This window comes from Exiguobacterium sp. KJ 601 (genome assembly GCF_027161185.1).
In the GTDB taxonomy this organism is placed as follows: Bacteria; Bacillota; Bacilli; order Exiguobacteriales; family Exiguobacteriaceae; genus Exiguobacterium; species Exiguobacterium profundum.
The window spans coordinates 754,001-778,345 of the sequence record NZ_JADHZG010000001.1 but is presented as its reverse complement, the minus strand read 5'-3'; the positions used below and the strand labels follow the sequence as shown (position 1 = coordinate 778,345).

Genomic DNA, 24,345 nt, shown 5'->3' with positions numbered 1-24,345 from the left:
GAAGTTCTTATTATCCTTTTATAACGTCTACACCATCTAAAGGAGTGATCTATTTTGACATCCCCTATCCACCACGAGACGATGCTACCAGCGGCTCCAACGCTTTCTGACGTCTCTTCTCTTATTCAATCTATCCAGACACGGTATCCTCACTTAAGCGTAGAGCGCTATGAAGAACGGGCTATTCGGGCGCTCGAGACAAAAACGCTAACACAAGATGTAGTATATGACTTATTGACGATGCATGCCCTCGATATGTTGAAAGCCGAAGAACCGGACTGGACGTTCGTGGCAACGGAAATGTACTTGAACCGCCTCTATCTTGAAGCGGCACGCAACCGCGGTTACGAAGCATCTATGCGTTATGGTAACTTCTATCAACTGGTCGAGACGTTAACATCAAAACGAATTTTCACGTCAGCGCTTCTCGATACGTATTCAAAAGAAGACATGGACCATCTCGAAACATTGATCGATCCATCCCGTGATCGTCTCTTCACATATATCGGACTCCGCACGTTGTCGGACCGCTATCTTGGGCGCGATCATGTGAAGAACCTTTATGAGCTTCCACAGGAGCGCTTCATGGTCATCGCGATGACGCTCATGCAAAAAGAAGATGAGACGACTCGATTGAAGCTCGTCGAAGAAGCTTATTGGGCTTTATCAAACCTTTATATGACGGTCGCGACACCAACGTTGTCAAACGCCGGTAAATCATATGGACAGCTCAGCTCTTGTTTCATTGATACAGTTGATGACTCTCTCCGTGGCATTTATGATTCGAACACCGATGTGGCGACGCTCTCAAAAGGTGGCGGTGGAATCGGTGTCTACCTCGGGAAAATCCGTTCACGTGGTAGTGACATCAAAGGATTCAAAGGCGTCTCAAGTGGTGCCCTTCCTTGGATGAAGCAATTGAACAACACGGCCGTCTCTGTCGACCAACTCGGTATGCGTCAAGGCTCAATTGCCGTCTATTTAGACATTTGGCATAAGGACATCTTCGAATTCCTAGACGCGAAATTGAACAACGGGGATGAGCGCCTCCGGACACACGACTTGTTCACAGGCGTTTGCTTACCGGACCTCTTCATGCGTACGGTCGAGGCACGCGGCGACTGGCACTTGTTCGATCCACACGAGATTCGTACCGTGATGGGATATAGCCTTGAAGACTATTTTGACGAATCAGAGAACGGTGGAAGCTTCACAGAGAAATATATGGAATGTGTCAACACGCCAGAATTATCTCGTGTGACAGTTCCAGCCATCGACCTTGTAAAACGTTACATGCGCTCACAACTTGAAACAGGTACACCATATATGTTCTTCCGAGACGCAGTGAACCGCGCAAACCCAAACAAACATGCCGGGATGATCTACAGTTCAAACCTCTGTTCTGAAATTGCGCAAAACATGTCGGCAACGACAATCGAAGAAGAATACACACAAGACGGAAAAATCGTCATCACAAAGACTCCTGGTGATTTCGTCGTCTGTAACTTGAGTTCAATCGCACTTGCTCGTGCCGTGAAAGCCGATGTGCTCGAACGACTCATCCCGATTCAAATGCGTATGCTCGATAACGTCATCGATTTGAATACGATCGAAGTTCCACAGGCGATGATCACGAACCAGAAGTATCGTGCAGTCGGTCTAGGAACGTTCGGTTGGCATCACTTGCTCGCACTAGAAGGAATCCGTTGGGAATCGGTCGATGCCGTTCAATATGCAGAGAAACTCTATGAAAAAATCGCGTATCTCACAATCCAAGCATCGATGGAACTCGCCAAAGAAAAAGGAGCATTCGGCGTCTTCGAAGGTTCAGAATGGCATACAGGCGAATACTTCAAGCGCCGGAACTATCGTTCACACGACGACCTCGATTGGGACGGTCTCGCAGCAGAAGTACATCAAAACGGCGTCCGTAACGCCTATATGATGGCCGTTGCACCAAACTCATCGACGGCGATTATCGCTGGTAGTACCGCATCGATTGACCCGGTCTACAAAAAGGTCTACTCAGAAGAGAAGAAAAACTATAAGATTCCAGTCACGGTTCCCGACTTGACGCCGGACACGAACTGGTTCTATAAATCAGCATTTGAAATTGATCAATTATGGAGCATCCGTCAAAACGCGGCTCGCCAGCGCCACATCGACCAAGCAATCAGCTTCAACTTATACGTGAAGAACGATGTAAAAGCGACAGAGCTTCTTGCGATGCACCTCGAGGCATGGTCTCTTGGCATGAAGTCGATTTACTACACTCGTTCGACGACTGTCGAAGTCGACGAATGTGAGTCGTGTGCTTCGTAAACCGTCGTCATAATCATTATGTATATTTTATAGAAAGGTGGTCCACCCTATGAACATCGCAATCATCTGTCATTCGATGAGTGGAAACACAGAAGAAGTGGCATCGCTCATCGAATCGACACATCATCACCGTGGCGATACGGTCGTCCGCTATGATGCCGATCGCGTCGGATATCGCGAAGCTCAATCACTCGCTTCGTTCGACCTCGTCTATTTCGGCTCTTACACGTGGGCAGACGGAATCTTACCAGACGAAATGAAAGATACGTTCCGCCTCGTGTTAAAGGAACTCCAAGTGCCGATTCGACAAGCTGCGGTATTCGGAACCGGTGACAAGATGTTTGTACATTTCTGTCGCGCTGTTGACGAGATGGCGTACCACCTTTCAAAATACGGAATCCCACTTGCCGGGGAACTGCTTAAAATCGAGCAGTCCCCACGTAACCAACCGTTCAACGTCCAACATTGGGCAGAGCGGATGGCTCACCATGTAGAAGAAGGAGTTATGCATCATGTCGATTCAGAAAATCAAATTATTGTCGCCCAAACATCCTAACCGGGCAACCGCCATCATTGGCGGGGAAACGAGTTCGATCGTCAATTGGAACGATATCGCGTATCCTCAGTTCTATACCATTTACAAACAGTTATTATCGAACTTTTGGATTCCTGATGAGATCTCAATGTCTAAGGATATGCAACAATGGCCGCAATTGACTGAACGTGAACAGGATGCATTCAAACGGATCATCGGACTGCTCTCGATTCTCGACTCGGTCCAGACACGATACATCCTCGAGTCTTCTATGTTCTCATCTGACTCGTCTGTACACGCCGTTCTCGCGGTCATCGCACAACAAGAGGTCGTGCACAATCAATCATACAGCTATGTCCTATCAAGTCTCGTGCCACTCGCTGAACAAAATCGAATCTTTGACATCGCCAAAGACGATGAAATGGTCATGAAGCGCAATCAATTCATCTTGGACTTATATGAAGCGTTCCGCGAGACTCCGAACGCTGAAAACTTTGCGAAATCGCTCGTTGCATCCGTCATTCTAGAAGGCATCAACTTCTATTCAGGATTCGCTTATTTCTACAATCTCGCCCGCCACCAAAAGATGGTCGGTACATCAACGATGATCAGTTATATCCAACGTGATGAGATGCAACATTCTTACTTCATCAGCCAGCTCTTACGTGCCGTGCTGACAGAAAATCCGAAGATTGATGAAAACGGAAAGTTCAGTCAGTTCGTATACGACACGATGTCAGAAGCGGTCGATCTCGAGATCGAGTGGTGTGAATACGTTCTCCGTGACCTCGATGGACTCGACGTCAGTGAAATGCGAGACTACGTCAAATACTTGGCGAATAAACGCCTCCGCGTCATCGGTCTGAATGACTTGTATGAAGGATTTGACGAAGATGTCATGCCTTGGATCCGTGCATACTCAGATGACTCGCTCAATGCGACAAAATCTGATTTCTTCGAACAAAAGTCACGTTCTTATGCGAAAGTGACAGACGCGAACGGATTTGATGATCTATAAAATTGAACCGAACCGATTTAATCGGTTCGGTTTTTTGTACATCAAAAAAACCCAGACAATCATGTCTGGGTTAATTCAAATCAATAATAAGTCTGAACATATTTGGCAATTCCTTCAGCCACACCTTCCGCCATTTGCTGACGAGACGTGTTACTTCGAAGGTAAGTCAAATCTGTTGGTGATGAGATAAATCCTAATTCGACGAGTGCAGATGGCATTGTATTATACGTAATAACGTAATAATTAGCTGTTTTCACTCCTCGGTTCGAAATTCCACTCATTTTACCCGCCAAGTTGCTTTGAATGTTTGAAGCAAGGACACGACTTCGAGCGCTGTGCGCAGACTGAGAAGAATAGAACGTTTCTACCCCTTTCGCAGATGATGAACCGGCTGCGTTGACGTGCATACTTACAAACAAATCACCACGTAACGACTTCGCTGCAGCAACTCGCTGATCTAGAGTCAAATAGACATCAGTTGAACGAGTGAGACGTACATTGTAATCATATTTTGAGCGAAGATAAGCTTCTACACGTTTCGTTACATCGAGTACAATCGTTTTCTCATAGAGAGATCCATTAACTGCTCCTGGGTCTTTTCCACCGTGTCCTGGATCAAGGACGATGACTGTTCCAGTCGATGTGCTCGGCTTAGATGTCATCACGAATGCTGAAGAAATGAAAGCATCTTGTCCATTGAACTTGATTTTATGGAAACCATTGATTGTCCCATAATGTGAAACAGCTGTTCCGTGATTGAGTTGACCAACCACATTCGAATCAAGACTCGCTTTCGAACGAACGTTCAATACATCACCTGGTGTGTTAATGTATACCGTACCTTTTGGTGCAGCTTCCGGCGCTGCCGGGGCTTTCCCTTTCGTCAACCACGAACTCGCTGTGTAGTAGACTTTCGAGCCGATATGAACAGTCGACCAACTCGAATTGTACGATTTGTATGAAACAGCCGTGTATTTCGGAAGAACCATGAGGACTTCCGAACTCTGATGGGTTTTCCCAAACAAGTTTACTGTACGGTTTGCATACCCTTGCGTGAGTCCATCATCCGGTTTCGTTGTCGTCGGAGGCTCCGTTGGCGTTTTCGACGTAGAGATCCAAGCTGTCGGTGTGTAATAAGTTTCACTTCCGAGATATACAATCGACCAGCTCGAGTTGTATTTGCTCGAGAGGACAGCCGTGTTCACGGGGAGTACCTTCTTCACCGCCGAACGTTGATTCCGCTCAGCGAAGAGTTTCATCTCCCGGTTTGCATATCCGTCTTTTTTCTCTACACCACTGTCCAATGTGCCTGCTGTGATGCCCCAAGTCGGCGTATAATACGTCTCGTTCCCGATATAGACAATCGACCAACTTGAATTATATTTACTCGAGACGACAGCCGTATGTTTCGGAAGAACTTTCTGCACTTTCGAACGTTGGTTGCGTTCAGCGAACAACTTCAACTCACGGTTCGCGTAGCCGTTTGTCCGCTCCACATTCGACTCTGTCAGTTTCGGTGCGATGTAAGCTTTTGCGGCATAGTACGTCTTGCCATTTAGGTAGACTTTTGCCCAAGAAGAATTATGAACGGCATACTTCACTTCCGTCCCTTTCTTCAACGTAGCGACAATCTTCGCCGATCGATGAGACGTGACTCGTACGTTTAAGTTCGCAGTTGTCACACCAGTAGACGTTGCCGCCTGCGTCGTTAGCGAACTTGAAGTGGATGAAAGTTTCCGAATGTACTGGGCCGAGGCATAGTATGTACGATTGTTTACATACACTTTGTGCCAGGACTGATTATACGTTCCATACTTTACTTTCGTGCTTTTTGGTAATGTTTTCACTACCTTCCCACTCAGACTAGGGGATGTACGAATGTTCAAATTGACAGTCGTCTCTCCATCGTAAGTAGCAGCTTCAGCAGACGGAAGTTGCATACCAAACAAGAGGACCGTTAAGATGAGGGCAACTTTCAATAGTTTCATTTTCATCCAAAATATTCCTTTCTCATTGCGGCATTTCCTACTAACAACAATTTCATATTAGCATAATGCTTTTTTAAAAAAAGTAAATATTTGAAAAAAAGATGAATGTTTTTGATAAAAAGGTAAATGTTTTTATTTGACCGGTCGGATGATCAGAAACGTCTCCGCACCGTAACGTTCGATGGCGACAGTAAAACCTTCTTTAATCGAAGGATTCTCTGTAACAATCAATCCATCTCGTTTCTGTTGAATTACAAATCCGTCCAATCCTTCAATCGCTGCAATGCGACAAAAACGCTCGATATGTTGTTCTCGTTCTATATATCGGTCGAATCGCTCAAACGATTTAACTGGGACTCCACCCCAATAGCGACCTGGCTGATGTGATAAATAAGTACGCACCGATGTCTCCGTAATCGGATCCGGCGTATGATCAAATCGTCCAAAGTCCCGGGCCGACTTCTCTTCGATGAGGGCAAAGAGTGAATCGAACAGATTGAGATGGTAAGACTCTCCAAGAGACAAAACGGCACGTTGCAATTGCTCGATATGATGCTGTAGTGATTGACCTTTACGGTTCGGTTTTAACTTCTTATCGCCTTCATAAGCGTTCAAAATCCGCGCCACTTCCCCTGCCTCTTCAACAATTTGAAAATACAGCTTCTCTTTCGATTCTCCTCCCTCCGCCTCTGGTTGTTGCAATGCAATCGCATACTGGTTTGCCAGACACGTGGAGATCACTAGTACATCAAGTAACTCCTCTTTCAACTCATCCCGCGCCTCTCTCCTTAACGCGCCACCTACTTCTCCTACCTCTTCTAACAATCGTGCTAGCCCGGATAAAGGTCTCCAGTAACCACCTAAATGAAGAATCATCGTATCGATTTTCTGTTGAACTTCTCTCACGTTCATTCACCTATCTTTCTGCTTTATTTACCGCTTACATGATATACTATGCTCAACCTAGTTGTCCGGAAAGGGTGGGTTCCACATGTCGTCGGCAAGACTTTGGCAATTGCTTCGATTCATTCTCGTCGTAATCGGTTTCTTTTTAATCACTTGGCTATTGAATATACTTTTCGAATATACATATCCGTTCGTATTTGCCTTGCTCTTGTCCTTGATGACCGTCCCGCTCGTCAACTTTTTCGAGCGAAAATCAAATATGCCTCGTGCACTCGGCACTCTCATTTCCTTGATCATCGTGCTTAGCATCGTCGTCGGAATCATCACCATCGTCATCATCCAATTGATTCATTATGCAACGGTGGCAGCGGAACGACTCCCTGAACAAATTGAGACACTCACCGAGTTTATCCAACGACTGTTCAATGAGAAAATCGCACCGCTCGTCAATGATGCATACGAGAGCTATCAGCAGTTAAATCCCGGACAGACGACCTCGCTCGAGGGAGGAATCACCGAGCTCGGTGTCCAACTCGCCTCAGCTATTGGTGTCTTGTCCCGCGGAGTGGCCAGTGTGCTACAAAACATGTTAGCGGCGCTCCCGCTCGTCTTGTTGCTCGTGGTCGTCATTGTCCTCGCCTGGTTCTTCATCACAAAGGATTGGCCATCATACGTCAACTCACTGAATCGTCTGAACAAACGAAAAGGATTCAAAGAATTCGAGGAAGTGATGATCAACCTCAAGTCTGCCCTATTTGGATACGTCCGTGCCCAGTTCACGCTCATCTCCATCACATTCGGGATCGTCTTGATCGGGATGCTCATCCTCCGTGTTGACAACCCGCTCTCTTTCGCTTTACTCGCGGGGTTCTTTGACCTTTTGCCTTATTTAGGGGTCGGTACGCTACTTATTCCTTGGGCCGCCTATGCCGCGGTGACAGGTGATTGGTTCGTGGCCATCGGATTGGTCGTGTTGTATATCATCGTCATCGTCCAACGCAACTTGGCTGAACCGAAAATTGTCGGTTCCCATATCGGATTGAATCCACTGGTCGCACTCATCTCCATCTTCGTTGGATTAAAGCTATTCGGTGTACTCGGCTTTATCGTCGGGCCCGTACTCGCCGTCCTGTTGAAAGCCGTATACAATGCCAAAGTGTTTCATTACATATGGCGATTTATCGTCGGTCCGCCTACGACGACAGCAAAAGAGCGATGAAATGTTGATTTCATCGCTCTTTTTTCATTTGAGGTACAGCCACTACGGGTTGATCGGATGTCGCCGGCTGGAGCGAGAGACCACTTGTCCCCGCTTCATAGGCAGCTACCGCCAAGATGCACGCATCGATAATATCGTCGATTTGGACGTTCGACATTTTCCATTTCCATGGAGAACTTTTCGAGTATTGCCGAAGTAACTCGATTCGCTCATCCTGCCCTTCGACCGTCTTTTTCGAATGACTCGCCTCATGCCCCATCATGACTGAAAAACAAACTTCCGGATGTGATTCGTAAACGTCAGATGCCTTCACCTGCTGAAACTCACGGATACGGGGAACAAGATTCCACGCTTGTTTACTAATTCCTTTGCCAACCAACGCCCGACTCCTTTCATTCGCTTCCTCATAAGTCGCTTCTTGCAACACCTCTTGAATCGGCGGAGTGAAGACGGAGGACTTTCGTTGGCTGAGTCGGCAACGCATCCACGCATCGCATTCGCGGCTCGGATGGTCGACCGTTCCTAAATCTTTCGGCATATCCACAAAATGCATGGCACCATCAATCAGCAACTCCTCCAACGTCTCCGAAATCGTTAAACAAAGTGAGATGCTATCATATGTGATCCGTACCCAACCGCCACGTGCACCATCAATTCCTACTCCTACCATGTCGTACCTCCTGTAACATCATCAACACGCCAAATACGGCGAGAAACACTGTACTCCCTAACCAAATACGGTTCGGCCACACCGTGTAGCATAAGCCACACAGAATCGCCAAACCGATTACTCCAGCTGCTCTTACCGCTCCCACGATTCAATCATCCGTGCGAGGGTTCGAACCATGACACCAGTCGGCCCCTTCGGACCGAGGTCATTCGCTGCCGCTCGTTCGCTCGTTCCCGCAATATCGAGATGCAGCCATGGTGTATCGCCGACAAACTCACCGACAAATGCGCCACCAAAAATCATATGGCCGAAACGACCTGGTGAGTTATTCAAGTCGGCAACTTCCGATTTTCTCACCTTGTCGATGAAGACATCAAAGTATGGCATCTGCCACACGAGCTCGTTCGTCTCACGGCTCGCCGCTTCAAGCGAGCGATAGAGTGAATCATCATTTGTCAGACAGCCTGTCACGTCTGTACCGAGGGCGACAAGAACGCCACCTGTGAGCGTAGCTACATCAATGATAGCTTTTGGTTCATACGTTTTCGCAAATGTGACCGCATCCGCTAGGACGAGGCGTCCTTCAGCGTCTGTGTTCAAGACTTCAATCGTCTTCCCGTTCATGGCTGTGATCACATCATCCGGTTTGAACGCATCCCCAGAAATCATATTGTCGGTCGCACCGATGATGCCAATCACGTTCCGTTTTGGTCGTGTCAATCCGAGGGTTTCGAACAATCCGAGGACGGTAGCAGCGCCACCCATGTCCCCTTTCATTCCGACGATTCCATCTTTTGGCTTGATTGAATAGCCACCTGTGTCGAATGTGACACCCTTTCCGACAACGGCAATCGGAGCTTCTTCCTCTGCCCCGCGATACTCGAGCACAATCAATTTTGGCGGAATCGTCGAACCTTGGTTCACTGCGAGTAGCGCGCCCATCCCGAGTCCTTCCATCTCTTCTTTTTCAAGAATGCGGTATTTGAAATCATGACGTTTCGCCAACTCAACCGCGTAATCCGCTAACGTCTCCGCCGTCAAAATATTGGCCGGCATCATCGTCAACGTTCGAGCGACATTGACTCCTTTCCCATAAGCCACACCCGCATCGATATCCGTCTGGTCCACGTCACCGAGCAACGTGATTGTCGGTTCTTCGACCGTTTCATTTGGAGCAGACTTATATGTAGGATGGGCATAGGTCGCCATTTCATACGCTTCTGTAAACATACGCGCCGCTCCGTCCGTAAACGTATCAAGCGCTACCGCGACGTCCTTCAGTCCACGTGCTTTGATCAGCTTCGCGACTTTCCCGAACCAATTCCGAACATTCTCGGTCGTCATGTCATTTCGTTGACCAAGTCCGACAAATAAAACACGGGTCGTCTCCCCGGCGAATGTCGGAAGGATTGTCACTTCCCCCGTCTTCGTAGAGAGGTCTCCTGATTGAATAAGCGCTTTGACGCGTCCAGCAAACAATGTGTCGAGCCCCTCATCGATAGAATCAGCCGCTCCAATTCCGACGACGATTGTCTCGTAAGAATCGGTCCAATTTAATTGAGCAATTTGATACATATTGCCACTTCCCTTCTATATATATGGTAAGCATAACGAACTTCTCCAAAATAATGAAATAGTATGCGTAAGAGTCAAGAAATCTTCGAATTCATGGGCTATCTCCTCGTTGTGACGTTGTTTTATTTTATGATAGGATAAGAAAGTACGCAATCGGGCTTCTCTTCATCGTGAAGTGAGGCCAATTTGACTGGTCGAGGCTTCCCCTAGTCGTAGACCGTTGCTACTTTAACTTTCTCCGTTCTCGTTAATTCTTTTTTCTTTTCGGGTATGAAGTAACGAGGCAGGAAAGTACACTATTTCTTTGAAAAGAGGGACTACGCTTATGTCACACATTAAAGGTATTGGTGCATCTGCAGGAATTGCAGTTGCAAAAGCATTCGTCATGGAGACACCTTCATTCGATATCCCATCACACAAGATTGAAGATGTCGCTGCAGAAAAGGCTCGCTTCCACGATGCGATCGCACAATCTAAAACGGAGCTTGAAGCCATTCGCGAACATACACTTCGTGAGCTCGGTCCAGACAAAGCCGAGATTTTCTCAGCTCACCTTTTAATCGTTGAGGACCCAGAAATCGTATCGCAAGTGAACGACAAAATTGAAAGCGAAAACATGAACGCAGCGAAGGCACTTGACGAAGTCGCCCAAACGATGATCATGATTTTCGAATCAATGGATAACGAATACATGCGCGAACGTGCAGCTGATGTTCGTGACGTCACAAAACGTGTCATGGCTCACATTCTCGGAGTGACATTCGTGACTCCAGCTTCGATTTCAGAAGAAGTCATCATCATTGCCGAAGATTTGACACCATCAGACACGGCACAACTTAACCGTAAATACGTCAAAGGATTCGCGACGAACATCGGCGGACGTACGTCTCACTCTGCCATCATGTCACGCTCACTTGAAATTCCGGCAGTAGTTGGAACAAAAGTGGCCCTTGAAGAAATCAAAAACGGTGACCTCGTCATCATCGACGGAACAGAAGGTGACGTCTTCGTCAACCCTTCAGAAGATCTCGTCAAAGAATACGAAGGCAAACGTGCTGATTTTGAAGCGTACAAAGAAGAGTTGAAGCAACTCGTCAACGAAGAGTCAATCACAGCGGACGGTCACAAAGTGAAGCTTGCTGCGAACATCGGGACACCGAACGACCTCGAAGGCGTTTTGAAAAACGGTTCAGATGCAATCGGGCTCTATCGTACGGAGTTCCTATATATGGACTCTGAAACGTTCCCGACTGAAGAAGAGCAATACACAGCTTACAAAACGGTTCTTGAAGGCATGGAAGGCAAGCAAGTCGTCATCCGTACACTCGACATCGGTGGCGACAAAGAGTTGTCATACCTTGACCTCCCGAAAGAAATGAACCCGTTCCTCGGCTATCGTGCCATCCGCCTTTGCCTTGAGGAAACAGATTTGTTCCGTACACAACTTCGTGCCCTTCTCCGTGCCTCAGCTCATGGTAACCTTGCAATCATGTTCCCAATGATTGCGACACTCGAAGAGTTCCGCGCGGCGAAAGCCCTTCTTCTCGAAGAAGAAGCGAAGTTGAAAGAAGAAGGAATCGAAGTCGGAAAATATGAGACAGGGATGATGGTTGAAATCCCATCAACCGCTGTCATGGCGAAGCAATTCGCAAAAGAAGTCGACTTCTTCTCAGTCGGAACGAACGACTTGATTCAATACACGATGGCGGCTGACCGGATGAACGAAAAAGTTTCTTACTTGTACCAACCGTTCAACCCTGCCATCTTGAACCTTCTCCACAATGTCATCACTGAAGCACACAAAGCTGGCAAATGGGTCGGCATGTGTGGAGAGATGGCTGGAGAAGAACTCGCGATTCCAATCCTTCTCGGTCTTGGTCTCGACGAATTCTCGATGTCCGCTTCAAGCGTCCTTCGTGCGCGTAGCCTCGTGAAACGCTTGACGAAGTCGGAAACAGAAGCAATCGTCAACGAAGTCCTCAACATGGACACAGCTGAAGAAGTCGTGAACTTCCTTAGCGAAAAGTTCGACATTAAGAAATAATGGCAAAAGTCCTTCTCTCGCTCGAGAGAAGGACTTTTTTATATACTGCATTAGAAATCAAAATCGTCTGGGTCCGGACCGACACGTTGATATCGGTCGAGTGAGTCGATTCGTTCCATTTGATCTTTGGTCAATTCAAAGTCATGAACATCGAAGTTTTCTGCGATTCGATGTGGTTTGATGGATTTTGGAATAATCACCCATCCCGTTTGGAGATGCCACCGTAACAACACCTGGGCGACGGAACGATCGACTTCCTTTGCGACCTCTACTAAAGTCTGCTCTTCGAACAACCCTCCCTGCATAAGCGGTGCCCAAGCGACCGGTACGATGCCGTGCTCGCTCATATACGATGCTAACTCGGTTTGACGAAGCAACGGATGCCGTTCAACTTGGTTCACGGCTGGAACGAGGTCACTGTTTGCAGCCAATGTCTCGAGGTGATGGATTTGGAAGTTACTCACCCCGACTGCCCCGACACGTCCCTCTCGATACAACGTTTCGAGGGCACGCCAACTCTCGACCATCTTGTCTTCCACCGGCCAATGAATCAAATACAAATCTAACTGTTCCAATCCAAGACGAACGAGTGACGCCTCGTAGGCGGAGATGGCAGCATCGTAACCTTGATCGGCGTTCCATAGTTTCGATGTGATAAATAAATCTTCCCGGGAAATATTTGCGATTTCCATTCCTTTTCGGATTCCGTCACCGACCCCCTCTTCATTCTCATAAACGGCTGCCGTATCGATATGACGGTATCCTTGACGAATCGCCTCGACGACTGCATCCATGACTGTATCCCCATCTTCAACTTTGAAGACGCCAAGTCCAATAGTAGGAATGGCTTTCTGACCGTGATTCAATTGTATGGATTGTTTCATTTGTACCCCTTCTTTCGTGAGAATTCTCCTTCACTATAAGGGGGATTCTCCTTTTCCGGAATAAGGCACATTGAAGTAACTACACAAATCGAGCCGCCCCATGATAGGAGCGGCTCGTAATCATTTATTCTGGTCCTCTGTCATCGGCTCTAAAGTCGAGCGCTTCACCCGCGACGACAGTCTCACCGAATGGTACGACGACGACTTTTCCGTCCCCGTTCGTCCAAATGATTGGTGTAATCAGTGACGGCACTTTATCACGAATCGCGCTGAGGTCGACTTCGAGAAGGACGTCTCCCGCTTCGACCCGGGCGCCTTCTTCGACTCTCGCTGTGAATCCTTCCCCTTTCAGGTTGACCGTATCGAGACCGACGTGGATCAATAGTTCACGTCCATCGTCAGCCAAAATGCCAATCGCATGTTTCGTCGGGAAGAATGTCGTGATTTGACCGGTCACCGGCGAAACGACCTGTCCGGAACTTGGTTCAATCGCAAACCCTTCTCCCATCATGCGACCCGAGAAGACTTGATCCGGCACATCATCAAGTGATAACAGGACACCAGACATCGGAGCCAAGAAGCGATGATCGGCTTGTTCAGCCGCTTCCGGTGTAATGACTGCCTTCTCTACTTTTTCTTTCGGTTTGTATTCGCCACCTTCGATGATGGTCGCGATTTGTGATTTGAGCGTGTCCGATTTTGGTCCGAAGATGGCTTGGATATTGTCTCCTACTTCAAGGACACCAGCGGCACCGAGCGTTTTTAGAAGGTCTTTGTCAACTTGTTTCACGTCATTGACGGTGACACGAAGTCGCGTGATACATGCATCTAAATGTTTAATGTTTTCAGGACCACCGAGTCCGACGAGCACTTCATATGGCAAGTCGTCCCCAATCCCCGCTTTGTCCCCTTTCGTGCCAGTCTGCACGTCACGTCCAGGAATTTTCAGGTCAAACTTCGTAATAGCGAATCGGAATCCAAAGTAGTAGATGACCGCAAAGACGAGACCAACCGGGATGACGAGCCACCAGGCCGTCCGGTTCGGCAGGACCCCGAAGAGCAGATAGTCAATGAGACCACCAGAGAAGGTCATCCCAATCTTGACGTTCAGTAAATGCATCGTCATGAAGGAGAGACCGGCAAAGACGGCGTGAATTCCGAAGAGAAGTGGTGCAACGAAAACGAATGAGAATTCGACTGGTTCTGTGATCCCTGTCAAGAATGACGTAAGGGCAGCCGAGAAATAGAGACCCTCGACGTCTTTCCGCCTTTCTTTCGGAACCGTGTGGAACATGGCGAGACAGGCTGCTGGTAAGCCGAACATCATGAACGGGAATTTCCCGGTCATGTACGTACCGGCTGTGAATTCCACGCCGTCACGCAGTTGTGCGAAGAAGATCCGCTGGTCACCTTGTACGAGATCACCTGCTTGGTTCGTATACTCCCCGAATTGGAACCAGAATGGAGAATACCAAATATGGTGAAGACCGAACGGAATCAAGGAACGTTCTACTAATCCAAAGATGAATGCTGATAAGGCAACGTTTGCCTCGATGACCGTACTTGAGAACGTGTTGATCGCATTCCCAATCGGTGGCCATATATATGCGAGCGCAATCCCGATAATCAAACTGAATGCGGCCGTCGCAATCGGGACGAACCGCTTCCCTGCAAAGAACCCTAAGAAATCTGGCAACTTGATGTTGAAATACTTGTTGTACGCATAGGCTGCAACAAGACCTGCGATAATCCCCCCGAATACCCCCATTTGGAGTGTCGGAATACCGAGAACGGTGGCATACTGCGGATCACCTTGAGCGATTTCCGCGGTAATCCCATTCCATGTGCTAATGACTTTGTTCATGATCAAATAACCGACAATGGCTGCTAGACCAGCAACCCCGTCCCCGTTCGCCAGGCCGATCGCGACCCCGACGGCAAACAGTAACCCTAAGTTTGCGAAGACGATGTCCCCGGCATCTGTCATGACTTGCCAAATCAGGACAAGTGAGTCATTCGCCAGAAACGGGAGCAATTCAACGAGGTCCGGGTTTTGGAATGCGGTACCAAACGCCAAGAGAAGACCGGCTGCCGGTAAGATTGCAACCGGAAGCATGAGTGCTTTCCCGACCCGTTGTAAAACGCCAAACACTTTCTTCCACATCATGGTTCCCTCCTTTGTCAGAATACTTACTTTTTCCCTCTAACGTTTGGATGAAACCGTTTCACATAAAAAGAAAAGACCAACCCCGAAGGATTGGTCTAGGTCATCAATTAGTTAGCTTTCTTTTCGTTACCTGAAGCGATGACCGCTTGGATTTCTGATTTCAATGCGTCCGAACGTGGTCCGAAGATTGCTTGAATGTTGTTACCAACTTCAAGGACACCAGATGCACCAAGGCGTTTCAACTCATCTTTGTTGACTTGGTTCTTATCTTTTACTTCGACACGAAGACGTGTGATACATGCATCGAGGTGCTTGATGTTTTGTGAGCCACCAAGACCGACGAGGATATCTTGTGCAAGTTCCGAACCAGTAGCTGTTGACTGTTCAACAACTTCATCTTCACGACCTGGTGTTTTAAGGTTGAATTTGCGGATAACGAAACGGAATCCGAAGTAGTAAACAACCGCGAACACGAGACCGACTGGAATAACGAGCCACCAAGCCGTACGACCTGGAAGAACACCGAAGAGCAAGAAGTCGATCAAACCACCCGAGAACGTCATCCCGATTTTCACGTTCAAGATGTGCATTGTCATGAATGAAAGACCTGCGAATACCGCGTGTACTGCGAAGAGAAGTGGTGCTACGAACAAGAATGAGAACTCGATTGGTTCTGTGATACCAGTCAAGAACGATGTAAGGGCAGCAGAAGCCAAGAGACCACCGACAACCGCTTTACGCTCAGGACGTGCTTCGTGATACATTGCGAGTGCTGCTGCAGGAAGACCGAACATCATGAACGGGAATTTACCAGTCATGAACGTACCTGCTGTCAATTCAGCGCCATCACGAATTTGTGCGAAGAAGATCGCTTGGTCACCACGTACAACATTACCCGCTGCATCTGTGTATGAACCGAATTCAAACCAGAACGGTGAGTAGAAGATGTGGTGAAGACCGAATGGAATCAATGAACGTTCGATTAAACCGAAGATGAACGCTGCGAATGTACGGTTTTCATTCAACATGAAGTTTGAGAATGAGTTCAATCCGTGCTGAACTGGTGGCCATACTAATAGTAGGACGAAACCAGCAACGACGGCTGCAACTGCCGTTACGATTGGAACGAAACGTTTACCAGCGAAGAAACCAAGGAACTGTGGCAATTCGATATTGAAGTACTTGTTATAGGCCCATGCGGCGATGAGACCCATGATAATCCCTCCGAATACCCCTGTTTGGAGTGTTGGGATACCGAGTACGTTCGCGTAAGCTGGATCACCTTGTGCCAATACTTCAGGTGTGAGTTCGAGCCAAACACCCATGACTTTGTTCATGATCAAGAATCCAACGATTGCTGCAAGTCCGGCTACCCCGTCACCTGCTAAACCGATGGCGACACCGACTGCGAACAAGAGCGCCAAGTTCGAGAAGATGATTCCACCTGCTTGCTCCATCAATTGAGCGAATTTCACGACGCCTTCGTTCGTTAACCAACCAGCGCGTGATGTAAGTTGTGGGTTTTGCATTGCGTTACCGAATGCAAGAAGAAGACCGGCTGCCGGCAAGATCGCAACAGGAAGCATAAGTGCTTTACCGACTTTTTGAAGAACACCAAAGATCTGCTTAAACATCAACATTTCCTCCTTTTTTTAAGTACGTATAAACAATATGATAGCGGCGTAGATGTCAGACAACCGACGTATCTAAACGTTTTCATAAATCACGTTTATAAAAACAGAAAAGGCATGAATAAGGATAGAACGTAGACCTCTCCCAATGGAGACATCACATAACGTTCCACTCCTTACTCATGCCTGATCGAATCAGTAACACGTAAGACACGTGGTATCATTTATCTACTTGTTAGGCGCTGGAGATGCATCGTCAAATATGTCGCTTCACCTCGTGGGACGGGACGCTTTAATTCGCGTTCCATGATGCCCATCAGCTCCCAAGCAGTACTATAGCATAGCGGATATTCGTCGCGCAACACCTTTTCAATTTTTTGTGGTGCCTCGACCGTCTCACCTGTCGCGACCCGCTCAACGGCGTACCTTAAGTGCCGAAGTAAGCGCTTATAATCGAGTGATGTCCGGTCCATTTTCACGTTCAAACGACTCTCAATCGTCTGAACAATTTGCCCGATGATTTGATTATGACGGTTGACCTCGAGGACGTTTTTGAACGTCGTCGCCGAGTGAATATGAAGGGCGATAAACCCTGTTTCCGCATCCGGGAGCAAAACGTTCAATCGTTCATGGAACATATCGACAATCCGTTCCGCGAGCGCAAACTCGTTTGGGTAGAGTGATTCCGTCTCGAGTAAAAACGGATTCGTCACTTCCATCCCTTGTTCGATTCGCTTCATCGTGAAGAACAAGTGATCGGTCAAACCGATATGGATGTGCTCATCGACTTTCTTGCCCGTACTCGTCTCAATAAAGCCAACAATCTCTTGCATGAATGCAATGAAGTCCTCGTCGACATGTTTGACGAGTTCCTGATATTGTGATTGCTCTTCTTTATCTGTCAGTTGATACACTTTCTCCGGGACGCTGGCCGGGTCGACGAGGTCGCCTGGTTTTTTGCCAAAGCCAATCCCCTTCCCGAGTAGAATGACTTCCGGATCCGTATCATGTTGACAAATGACAACGCTATTATTCAACACTTTTTTGATCGTATACATCGGTAATGTCATTCGCATCGCATCCCTTACTAAAAATCGTTTCGCTATCTAGTATATCGGTTCATGCCCTAAAAAAGTAGGGACAAAACAAAAAAGGCGAACATTTCTGTCGCCAATTAAAACATTGAATAACCGCTCTTTCGTAAGAAACGAATCGTCACACCAGCTAGAATTGCACCGAGCAATCCAAAGCCGAGCATGAATAAATCGAGAAGTTGCAACCCGACGAGTCCTTCATAGACACTCGTAAGCGCGGTCGATGTCTCGGTCACGTAACTCGAAAGTTTGACATTATCAATCATCATGATGACAAAAATCGGATAAATGAACACAAGTGTCCATGTCTTTTTAAGTAACATATTCAAGATGAAGCCGATACTGAAAAAAATCGTCATATATAAAACGGCTCCAATGACTGCTTGGATAATATGCATGTATTGCCCCCCTTGTCCGCTCTTCATTATACAAAATTTCGACCAACGAGGTCAAAGAACTTCCTATGACAATTTCGAAAGAAAAACAGCCCGTTCTGAGATAGAACGAGCCGTGCAATCATGAAATTAGAACTTCCCTTTTTTAAGGACGAGTCCGTACTTTTTCAATTCGATGAAGTGTTTGTTGTCGATGACTTTTTTCATGAACGAAGCGTTGCGACCGAAGATCTTCTTGCCCATCACGATTCCGATTCCATCGTTATGTCCGAGTGAAGCGACCGTTCCCTTGCTCTCGTAAGTGAACTTCGATGTCGATTTTCCATTGATGAGCGCCGCAATGTTTTTCGCAACGTTATGTGCTTGTTGTGTCGCGATTTGTGCCGTCGGTGGGTATGGACGGTTCGATGCAGGATCCATGACCGCTGAGCAGTCACCGATGATGAAGACGTTGTCGTGACCTGGTGCACGGTTGTCCGCTTCCACCATGACACGGTTACGGACCGCTTCAAATCCTGATTTTTCGATGATCGGGCTACCACTTACGCCACCTGTCCAGATGATCGTGTTGGCACGAATCGTTTCTGTCGTGTCACCTTGAAGTGGACCGAATGTCACCACACCTGGCTCGACACCTTTGATTCCGTTACCAAGTTTCATCTCGACACCGTTACGTTCCAACCATTTCTGTGCGTACGTTGTGAGTTCTGGGTCGAAACCAGGAAGAACTGTTGGTGCTGCTTCAATGTTAACGATGCGAACCGCTTCGCGTGGAACGTCATATTGTTTGCAAAGCTCTGGAATCCGGTTGACGATTTCACCGAGGAATTCGATTCCTGTGAATCCAGCACCACCGACAACGATTGTCACGAACGAATTGTCAGAAGAACCATTTGTTTTATATTGAGCGAATGAATATTCGATGTGCTCTTTGATTTTACGAACACTGTTCAACGAGCTGATTGTCATCGCATTTTCTTTCAAGCCTGGGATACCGAACGTTTCAGGTACACCACCGAGACCGATGACGACATAGTCGTATTCGACAACTGAACCATCTTCGAGTGTAACTTGTTTCGCAGCAGTATCGACGCGATCGACGATCCCTTTGACAAGTTTCACACGTGACGGGTTCACAATATCGTTAATGTAGATGCGTGCTTGGTCTGGGTTCATCGTTCCAGCAGCTGGTTCGTGAAGCCATGTCGTTTGGTAGTGATAATCATGCTTGTTGATAAGCGTAATGTTCGCATCACCTGCAGCGAGTGTCTTTTGAAGGTTGACGGCTGTGATGAGTCCACCGAAGCCCGCACCAAGAATAACAATGTTAGGTCGTTTCATGTTCATTTCCACCTTGTTTAAAATTTTGTTTTTTTGAACAACTATGTTGTGTGTTTCTTCACATAGACGTTCACAATAAAGCCTATTCTTGTTCAACATCTGTTCACAATTGCTTCTGTTTCATTGTACGCTCTTTAATTTGAATTCTCAATGGAAAAGCTTATCTTCTTGAATTTTTTTTGAAAGTGTTGCATGTTTGTACTGAATGGATTTAATTCAATAAACTCTCTATAATAGATGTATACGCTTTGAGGAGGAATTCGATGAAGATGACGAAAGATGTAATCATCATCGGTGGCGGCCCAGTCGGACTGTTCACCGCATTTTATGCAGGCATGCGCCAACTCGATACGACGTTGATTGAAAGCTTACCGCAACTCGGTGGTCAGTTATCAACGCTCTATCCTGAAAAATATATTTATGATATTGCCGGTTTCCCGAAAGTGAAAGCACAGGACTTGATTGATCAACTAAAAGCTCAGGCCGATCAATTCGAACAAGACTACCGCCTCGGCGAAACGGTGGAAACGGTCGAACGCCTCGAGGACGGCACTTTCGTATTGACGACGAACAAAGAAGAGTATCATACGAAAGCCATCATCATCACAGCCGGAAACGGTGCCTTCTCAGCCCGCCCACTCGGTCTTGATGGCTGCGAAGATTATGCCAACCTTCATTACTTTGTTGACAACATGGAGAAATTCCGTAATCGCCGTGTCATGATTGCCGGCGGTGGCGATTCAGCCGTCGACTGGGCACTCATGCTTGAAGGAATCGCAAAAGAAGTACACATCGTTCACCGTCGTGACCGCTTCCGTGCTCATGAACATACGGTAGAACAGATGAAGGCATCGACGATTAACGTCCTTACGCCTTACAACATCGAGTCACTGTCTGGTGAGACACACATCGAATCTGTCGAATTGACAGATAAGGATGGCGAATCAAAAATCGTTGAAATCGATGATTTGATTTGTAACTACGGATTCGTTTCATCGCTCGGTCCAATCAAGAACTGGGGAATGGAATTCGAGAAAAACACAATCCGTGTCGATTCACGTATGGAAACGACCGTTGCCGGCATCTTCGCTTGCGGTGATATCGCGACATACGAAGGGAAAGTAAAATTGATTGCGACCGGTTTCGGTGAAGCCCCAATCGCCATCAACCAAGTGAAACAGCTCGTGGATCCGACTGCTCGTCATCCGCAACACTCGACATCTGTATTTGCTGGGAAATAACCAAAAAACGCTTCTGTGGACCACATCCACAGAAGCGTTTTTTATCTTTTCATCGTTTGAACGATGACCCGGTCAATCCAGTCATCGAGTTGCGTAAACACAAATCCCGCCTTCTTCGCCTCAGCAATCGACATATAATAGTCGACATCCGAATCATACGGCGACGAGTCTCCATCTTTTATAATATGGACGGGTTTTCCGACGTGTTGACCGATTCGCTCCATCAAGGCCCCCATCGAGATGAGTCCATCACTCGCCGCATTGAACGGTCCTGTCACATTGGCACGACCGACCCATTCTAAGAAGGCGGCCGCTTCCGCACTCGAGATGAAGCCCATCTTTGCTTCCGGGTGATGCAAGACAACCGGTTCCTCGTTCCGGATTGCATCTACATAAAACTTCAATCGGTCTGTATAGTCATCCGGACCTAACACGATCGGTAATCGTACGGTCGCCACCGGGAAAGAGGCGCGATGGAAGAAGAATGATTCCGCCTCGCGTTTCCCTTGTCCGTAGTCATGTTCGGATTCAAGATGATATTCGTAATGGAGCGGATTGAAGTCGCTCTCTTTTAAATCAGGACCAGGGGCGTAGACCGACATCGTCGACGTGAGCACATATTTCCCGACTTTGTCCATGAACGCATCCGAGGCGATTTTTGCCTGATACGGAGTAAAACAAATGTTGTCATAGACGAGGTCGTACCGTTCGCGGGCCAAGTCTTTCATCGTCGCGACCGATTGCCGGTCTCCTTTGACAGACCGAATCCCTTCAGCTTCCGGCACCTGTAGTTGCCCTCTCGTCACAATCGTCACATCATCCCCTGCTTCAGCAAGTCGCAATGCGAGCCGTTTTCCGAAATAGCGTGACCCTCCGAATACCAATACTTTTCTCATGACCCTGAATCCTCCCATTTGTAATGACGTCCCTACTCATTTTCCCTTCAAAGAAACAGACTAATCTACCACTTTTACACGTATTCTTGCTATTCTAATAAGTAAAGACTTGTTAGGGGGCTCGAATATGCACCAAATCATGTTAGAAAAAGGATGGACGTATGAACTACCACCACAGTATGCAATCTATCAGAGCTTATCTGATTTCAGTCGTTACTCTGTCCTCGACCAAGAGGAAGAGAGTGTCTGCTCATTCCGCATCACGAATGACACGTGTACAATCACAGGCTTTCGGCCTTGGCAACATCACATCGAACTCGACGTAACTGCAAAAGTCATTCGGTTGATTTTGACAGAAGAAGAATAAGAACCGATCGCACTCGCGATCGGTTCTTATTCTTTAGCATTCTCCTGGCGTACCTGCATTCGTCGCTGTCCGGAAACTCGAACCGCAACCGCATGTTGCAATCGCATTTGGGTTTTTAATTGTGAAACCGCCACCGAGCATCGACTGCTTGTAATCAATCTCGAGGCCATCAACAACCCCGTGATCCACTTCCGCAACGATGACGCGGACACCATGATGGTCGAATTGAATGTCTTTGTCCGTCTTCTCCTCGTCGAAGCCCATCCCGTATGAAAGTCCTGTACATCCGCCACCTTGTACCTTCACTCGCAAGTATTGCGCATCCGGGCGTTCCGTCTGTTTTATCATCTCTAGCACTTGAAGTGCGGCTGACTCTGTTAAATGAATCATCTGAACTCCTCCTCATATATCTTCAATTCAAGTCAATTGACTTGTCATCTTGTGGATTATCTTGTATAACTAAACTGTAACAAAAAAAATTAAATCGTTCCATCTTCGGGGCAGGGTGAAATTCCCGACCGGCGGTATTGAAGAATATATTCTTCTCAGCCCGTGAGCGAGCAAGGCGTTGCTTGCTGATTTCGTGAGATTCGAAAGCCGACAGTATAGTCTGGATGGGAGAAGATGGCGGCATCCGACCGATATCCGGATGTTTTCTTTGACATGGACTTTTCCACCTCGGAAAACATCTCTTTCGTATGCGCGTAAACTCTCCCGATTGTCTTCATTGCAATCGGGTTTTTATATGCGACGGATGCCATTCATCGAGGAGCGACCTAAAGGAGAGATTCTGATGAAAACTACGCGCAACAAACGACTGACAACAATGGTGACTTTGGCGATGCTCGGGACGATCTCGTTCGTACTCATGCTATTCAACTTTCCGCTCCCATTTTTACCGCCATTCCTTAAAGTGGACTTTAGTGACATTCCTGCACTCATTGCCGGAATCGTCTTTTCCCCACTCGCAGGAGTCGTGGTCGTCGGTTTGAAAAACGTCTTGTACTACGTCTTTAACGGTGGCGGCGTTCCAGTCGGGGAAGTCGCAAACTTCTTCGCAGGTGTCGCATTCATGTACCCAGTTGCCTGGTTCTACCATAAGCGCAAGTCAAACAAAGCACTCGCTTCTGGATTACTTGCCGGTACAATCACAATGGCTCTTAGCCTCGCCATCTTAAACTATCTCGTCATCTTGCCAGCCTACGCCTTCTTCTTCGGAATGGCAGACATGGCCGACCCGGCGGTGAAAACGGATCTTGTCCTTTACGGGATCTTACCGTTCAACTTGATTAAAGCGATCTTGATCAGCGCGCTCTTCGTCCCACTCTTCTTGAAATTGAAGCCGTGGATCGAACGTCAACGCGTACAACTTCAAGCATAATCAATATACGAGCATCTAGGCGTTGCCTAGGTGCTTTTTTTAACCATATTGTAAGGAGGGGCATTCATTATGACAGACGAACAGGATTTGGTTCATTTTCTAAAACAAGACGCCGAGCTCATAAAGCTTCTCCACGCCGTCGCCAACCTCGATTTACCGGATTGTTGGATTTGTGCGGGATATATTCGTTCAAAAGTCTGGGACCACCTTCACGGATACGAAACATCGACTAAAACAGATGATGTAGATGTGATTTATTTCGACCCAAACCAACCAGAGGAAGCAGTCGAAAAACAACTCGAAGAGCGATTATTCCGCCTCATCCCCGATGTACCTTGGTCTGTCAAAAATCAAGCGAGAATGCATCACGTCAACAACCTCCCACCCTATGCTTCATCGGTCGATGCGTTGGCACATTTTCCTGAGACCGTCACCGCGATCGGGGTACGTCTTCAATCGGATGGTTCCCTCATCCTCGCTGCCCCACACGGCATTCACGACTTGATCAACATGCACGTTATACCGACACCACCCTTTGATTCGAACTCTTCAAAGCATCCCATCTATCTGGAGCGGTTGCAGCAAAAGAACTGGTCCGCCAAGTGGCCAAACATCACCATACATACATCCTTCTCATACTAAAAAACGCGACCACCGAAGTGATCGCGTTT

20 protein-coding genes, 1 pseudogene and 1 riboswitch are annotated in these 24,345 nt (G+C 47.4%); of the genes and pseudogenes, 9 read left to right on the top strand and 12 right to left on the bottom strand.

Features of this window, described 5'->3' with window-relative positions; translation table 11 throughout:
• The first annotated feature begins 66 nt into the window (after positions 1 to 66).
• The 3 genes from IRJ25_RS03965 to IRJ25_RS03955 are packed head-to-tail and all read left to right on the top strand — an operon-like array spanning position 67 to position 3,875.
• A complete protein-coding gene (locus tag IRJ25_RS03965) occupies positions 67 to 2,322 on the top strand; it encodes a ribonucleoside-diphosphate reductase subunit alpha (protein WP_371730226.1) in 2,256 nt (751 codons plus the stop codon).
• 49 nt (positions 2,323 to 2,371) lie between these two features.
• Positions 2,372 to 2,878 carry a flavodoxin domain-containing protein gene (locus tag IRJ25_RS03960; protein WP_269317817.1) on the top strand — a complete coding sequence of 169 codons (507 nt, stop codon included), beginning with the start codon at positions 2,372 to 2,374 and terminating at the stop codon, positions 2,876 to 2,878.
• Positions 2,835 to 3,875, top strand: a complete 1,041-nt coding sequence (locus IRJ25_RS03955) for a ribonucleotide-diphosphate reductase subunit beta (protein ID WP_214734865.1) — start codon at positions 2,835 to 2,837, stop codon at positions 3,873 to 3,875. Before IRJ25_RS03960 ends, IRJ25_RS03955 begins: the two co-directional genes overlap by 44 nt.
• Before the next feature lie 80 nt (positions 3,876 to 3,955).
• On the opposite strand, the gene IRJ25_RS03950 is transcribed toward IRJ25_RS03955, so the two are convergent.
• Together IRJ25_RS03950 and IRJ25_RS03945 are read right to left on the bottom strand one after the other, a co-directional pair.
• Positions 3,956 to 5,869 (bottom strand): N-acetylmuramoyl-L-alanine amidase, encoded by a 1,914-nt coding sequence (locus IRJ25_RS03950; RefSeq protein ID WP_269317816.1) that lies wholly within the window; start codon positions 5,867 to 5,869, stop codon positions 3,956 to 3,958.
• A gap of 126 nt (positions 5,870 to 5,995) precedes the next feature.
• Positions 5,996 to 6,775: a nucleotide pyrophosphohydrolase gene (locus tag IRJ25_RS03945; protein ID WP_214690699.1), complete on the bottom strand. Its 780-nt coding sequence runs from the start codon at positions 6,773 to 6,775 to the stop codon at positions 5,996 to 5,998.
• Between the two features lie 79 nt (positions 6,776 to 6,854).
• Between IRJ25_RS03945 and ytvI the strand changes: the two genes are divergently transcribed.
• Positions 6,855 to 7,988, top strand: coding sequence for a sporulation integral membrane protein YtvI (ytvI, locus tag IRJ25_RS03940; protein WP_074036407.1), 1,134 nt, complete (start codon positions 6,855 to 6,857; stop codon positions 7,986 to 7,988).
• Between the two features lie 10 nt (positions 7,989 to 7,998).
• On the opposite strand, the gene IRJ25_RS03935 is transcribed toward ytvI, so the two are convergent.
• Both IRJ25_RS03935 and IRJ25_RS03930 read right to left on the bottom strand, forming a co-directional pair.
• Entirely contained in the window at positions 7,999 to 8,658 is a 660-nt protein-coding gene (locus IRJ25_RS03935) for a DUF429 domain-containing protein (protein WP_147538496.1), read from the bottom strand.
• A 132-nt stretch (positions 8,659 to 8,790) separates the two neighbouring features.
• Positions 8,791 to 10,233, bottom strand: coding sequence for a leucyl aminopeptidase (locus tag IRJ25_RS03930; protein ID WP_196430951.1), 1,443 nt, complete (start codon positions 10,231 to 10,233; stop codon positions 8,791 to 8,793).
• A gap of 325 nt (positions 10,234 to 10,558) precedes the next feature.
• Between IRJ25_RS03930 and ptsP the strand changes: the two genes are divergently transcribed.
• Positions 10,559 to 12,277: a phosphoenolpyruvate--protein phosphotransferase gene (gene ptsP / locus IRJ25_RS03925; protein ID WP_074036404.1), complete on the top strand. Its 1,719-nt coding sequence runs from the start codon at positions 10,559 to 10,561 to the stop codon at positions 12,275 to 12,277.
• 50 nt (positions 12,278 to 12,327) lie between these two features.
• Here ptsP and IRJ25_RS03920 read toward each other — a convergent pair whose 3' ends face one another.
• From IRJ25_RS03920 to IRJ25_RS03895, 6 genes and pseudogenes are all read right to left on the bottom strand, one after another.
• Positions 12,328 to 13,161, bottom strand: a complete 834-nt coding sequence (locus IRJ25_RS03920; RefSeq protein ID WP_214690698.1) for an aldo/keto reductase — start codon at positions 13,159 to 13,161, stop codon at positions 12,328 to 12,330.
• A 124-nt stretch (positions 13,162 to 13,285) separates the two neighbouring features.
• A complete protein-coding gene (gene ptsG, locus IRJ25_RS03915; protein WP_074036401.1) occupies positions 13,286 to 15,325 on the bottom strand; it encodes a glucose-specific PTS transporter subunit IIBC in 2,040 nt (679 codons plus the stop codon).
• 137 nt (positions 15,326 to 15,462) lie between these two features.
• Positions 15,463 to 16,962: pseudogene (gene ptsG / locus IRJ25_RS03910) on the bottom strand (glucose-specific PTS transporter subunit IIBC); the annotation flags it as partial.
• A gap of 221 nt (positions 16,963 to 17,183) precedes the next feature.
• A complete protein-coding gene (gene glcT, locus IRJ25_RS03905) occupies positions 17,184 to 18,029 on the bottom strand; it encodes a glucose PTS transporter transcription antiterminator GlcT (RefSeq protein ID WP_012726818.1) in 846 nt (281 codons plus the stop codon).
• Between the two features lie 104 nt (positions 18,030 to 18,133).
• Positions 18,134 to 18,451 carry a YuiB family protein gene (locus IRJ25_RS03900; RefSeq protein ID WP_047795135.1) on the bottom strand — a complete coding sequence of 106 codons (318 nt, stop codon included), beginning with the start codon at positions 18,449 to 18,451 and terminating at the stop codon, positions 18,134 to 18,136.
• A 126-nt stretch (positions 18,452 to 18,577) separates the two neighbouring features.
• A complete protein-coding gene (locus IRJ25_RS03895) occupies positions 18,578 to 19,789 on the bottom strand; it encodes an NAD(P)/FAD-dependent oxidoreductase (protein ID WP_074033515.1) in 1,212 nt (403 codons plus the stop codon).
• Positions 19,790 to 20,052: 263 nt separating this feature from the next.
• On the opposite strand from IRJ25_RS03895, the gene IRJ25_RS03890 reads away from it, so the two are divergent.
• Positions 20,053 to 21,030 carry an NAD(P)/FAD-dependent oxidoreductase gene (locus IRJ25_RS03890; protein ID WP_269317815.1) on the top strand — a complete coding sequence of 326 codons (978 nt, stop codon included), beginning with the start codon at positions 20,053 to 20,055 and terminating at the stop codon, positions 21,028 to 21,030.
• 41 nt (positions 21,031 to 21,071) lie between these two features.
• Here the strand turns inward: IRJ25_RS03890 and IRJ25_RS03885 are convergent, their stop codons facing one another.
• Positions 21,072 to 21,926 carry an NAD-dependent epimerase/dehydratase family protein gene (locus tag IRJ25_RS03885; RefSeq protein WP_269317814.1) on the bottom strand — a complete coding sequence of 285 codons (855 nt, stop codon included), beginning with the start codon at positions 21,924 to 21,926 and terminating at the stop codon, positions 21,072 to 21,074.
• Between the two features lie 127 nt (positions 21,927 to 22,053).
• Here IRJ25_RS03885 and IRJ25_RS03880 point away from each other — a divergent pair, with 127 nt between their 5' ends.
• Positions 22,054 to 22,293 (top strand): hypothetical protein, encoded by a 240-nt coding sequence (locus IRJ25_RS03880; protein ID WP_047795133.1) that lies wholly within the window; start codon positions 22,054 to 22,056, stop codon positions 22,291 to 22,293.
• 33 nt (positions 22,294 to 22,326) lie between these two features.
• Here the strand turns inward: IRJ25_RS03880 and IRJ25_RS03875 are convergent, their stop codons facing one another.
• Positions 22,327 to 22,683: a HesB/IscA family protein gene (locus IRJ25_RS03875; RefSeq protein ID WP_269317813.1), complete on the bottom strand. Its 357-nt coding sequence runs from the start codon at positions 22,681 to 22,683 to the stop codon at positions 22,327 to 22,329.
• 97 nt (positions 22,684 to 22,780) lie between these two features.
• Positions 22,781 to 22,923: riboswitch (FMN riboswitch) on the top strand.
• A 163-nt stretch (positions 22,924 to 23,086) separates the two neighbouring features.
• Here IRJ25_RS03875 and IRJ25_RS03870 point away from each other — a divergent pair.
• Both IRJ25_RS03870 and IRJ25_RS03865 read left to right on the top strand, forming a co-directional pair.
• A complete protein-coding gene (locus IRJ25_RS03870; RefSeq protein ID WP_012726825.1) occupies positions 23,087 to 23,674 on the top strand; it encodes an ECF transporter S component in 588 nt (195 codons plus the stop codon).
• Between the two features lie 69 nt (positions 23,675 to 23,743).
• Positions 23,744 to 24,316, top strand: a complete 573-nt coding sequence (locus tag IRJ25_RS03865) for a nucleotidyltransferase family protein (protein ID WP_078147250.1) — start codon at positions 23,744 to 23,746, stop codon at positions 24,314 to 24,316.
• Positions 24,317 to 24,345: the final 29 nt, after the last annotated feature.

Coding starts and splice junctions, on each gene's coding strand:
- IRJ25_RS03960 (WP_269317817.1), top strand. CDS start 2,372: ATGAACATCGCAATCATCTGTCATTCGATGAGTGGAAACACAGAAGAA.
- IRJ25_RS03955 (WP_214734865.1), top strand. CDS start 2,835: ATGTCGATTCAGAAAATCAAATTATTGTCGCCCAAACATCCTAACCGG.
- IRJ25_RS03950 (WP_269317816.1), bottom strand. CDS start 5,869: ATGAAAATGAAACTATTGAAAGTTGCCCTCATCTTAACGGTCCTCTTG.
- IRJ25_RS03945 (WP_214690699.1), bottom strand. CDS start 6,775: ATGAACGTGAGAGAAGTTCAACAGAAAATCGATACGATGATTCTTCAT.
- ytvI (WP_074036407.1), top strand. CDS start 6,855: ATGTCGTCGGCAAGACTTTGGCAATTGCTTCGATTCATTCTCGTCGTA.
- IRJ25_RS03935 (WP_147538496.1), bottom strand. CDS start 8,658: ATGGTAGGAGTAGGAATTGATGGTGCACGTGGCGGTTGGGTACGGATC.
- IRJ25_RS03930 (WP_196430951.1), bottom strand. CDS start 10,233: ATGTATCAAATTGCTCAATTAAATTGGACCGATTCTTACGAGACAATC.
- ptsP (WP_074036404.1), top strand. CDS start 10,559: ATGTCACACATTAAAGGTATTGGTGCATCTGCAGGAATTGCAGTTGCA.
- IRJ25_RS03920 (WP_214690698.1), bottom strand. CDS start 13,161: ATGAAACAATCCATACAATTGAATCACGGTCAGAAAGCCATTCCTACT.
- ptsG (WP_074036401.1), bottom strand. CDS start 15,325: ATGTGGAAGAAAGTGTTTGGCGTTTTACAACGGGTCGGGAAAGCACTC.
- glcT (WP_012726818.1), bottom strand. CDS start 18,029: ATGACATTACCGATGTATACGATCAAAAAAGTGTTGAATAATAGCGTT.
- IRJ25_RS03900 (WP_047795135.1), bottom strand. CDS start 18,451: ATGCATATTATCCAAGCAGTCATTGGAGCCGTTTTATATATGACGATT.
- IRJ25_RS03895 (WP_074033515.1), bottom strand. CDS start 19,789: ATGAAACGACCTAACATTGTTATTCTTGGTGCGGGCTTCGGTGGACTC.
- IRJ25_RS03890 (WP_269317815.1), top strand. CDS start 20,053: ATGAAGATGACGAAAGATGTAATCATCATCGGTGGCGGCCCAGTCGGA.
- IRJ25_RS03885 (WP_269317814.1), bottom strand. CDS start 21,926: ATGAGAAAAGTATTGGTATTCGGAGGGTCACGCTATTTCGGAAAACGG.
- IRJ25_RS03880 (WP_047795133.1), top strand. CDS start 22,054: ATGCACCAAATCATGTTAGAAAAAGGATGGACGTATGAACTACCACCA.
- IRJ25_RS03875 (WP_269317813.1), bottom strand. CDS start 22,683: ATGATTCATTTAACAGAGTCAGCCGCACTTCAAGTGCTAGAGATGATA.
- IRJ25_RS03870 (WP_012726825.1), top strand. CDS start 23,087: ATGAAAACTACGCGCAACAAACGACTGACAACAATGGTGACTTTGGCG.
- IRJ25_RS03865 (WP_078147250.1), top strand. CDS start 23,744: ATGACAGACGAACAGGATTTGGTTCATTTTCTAAAACAAGACGCCGAG.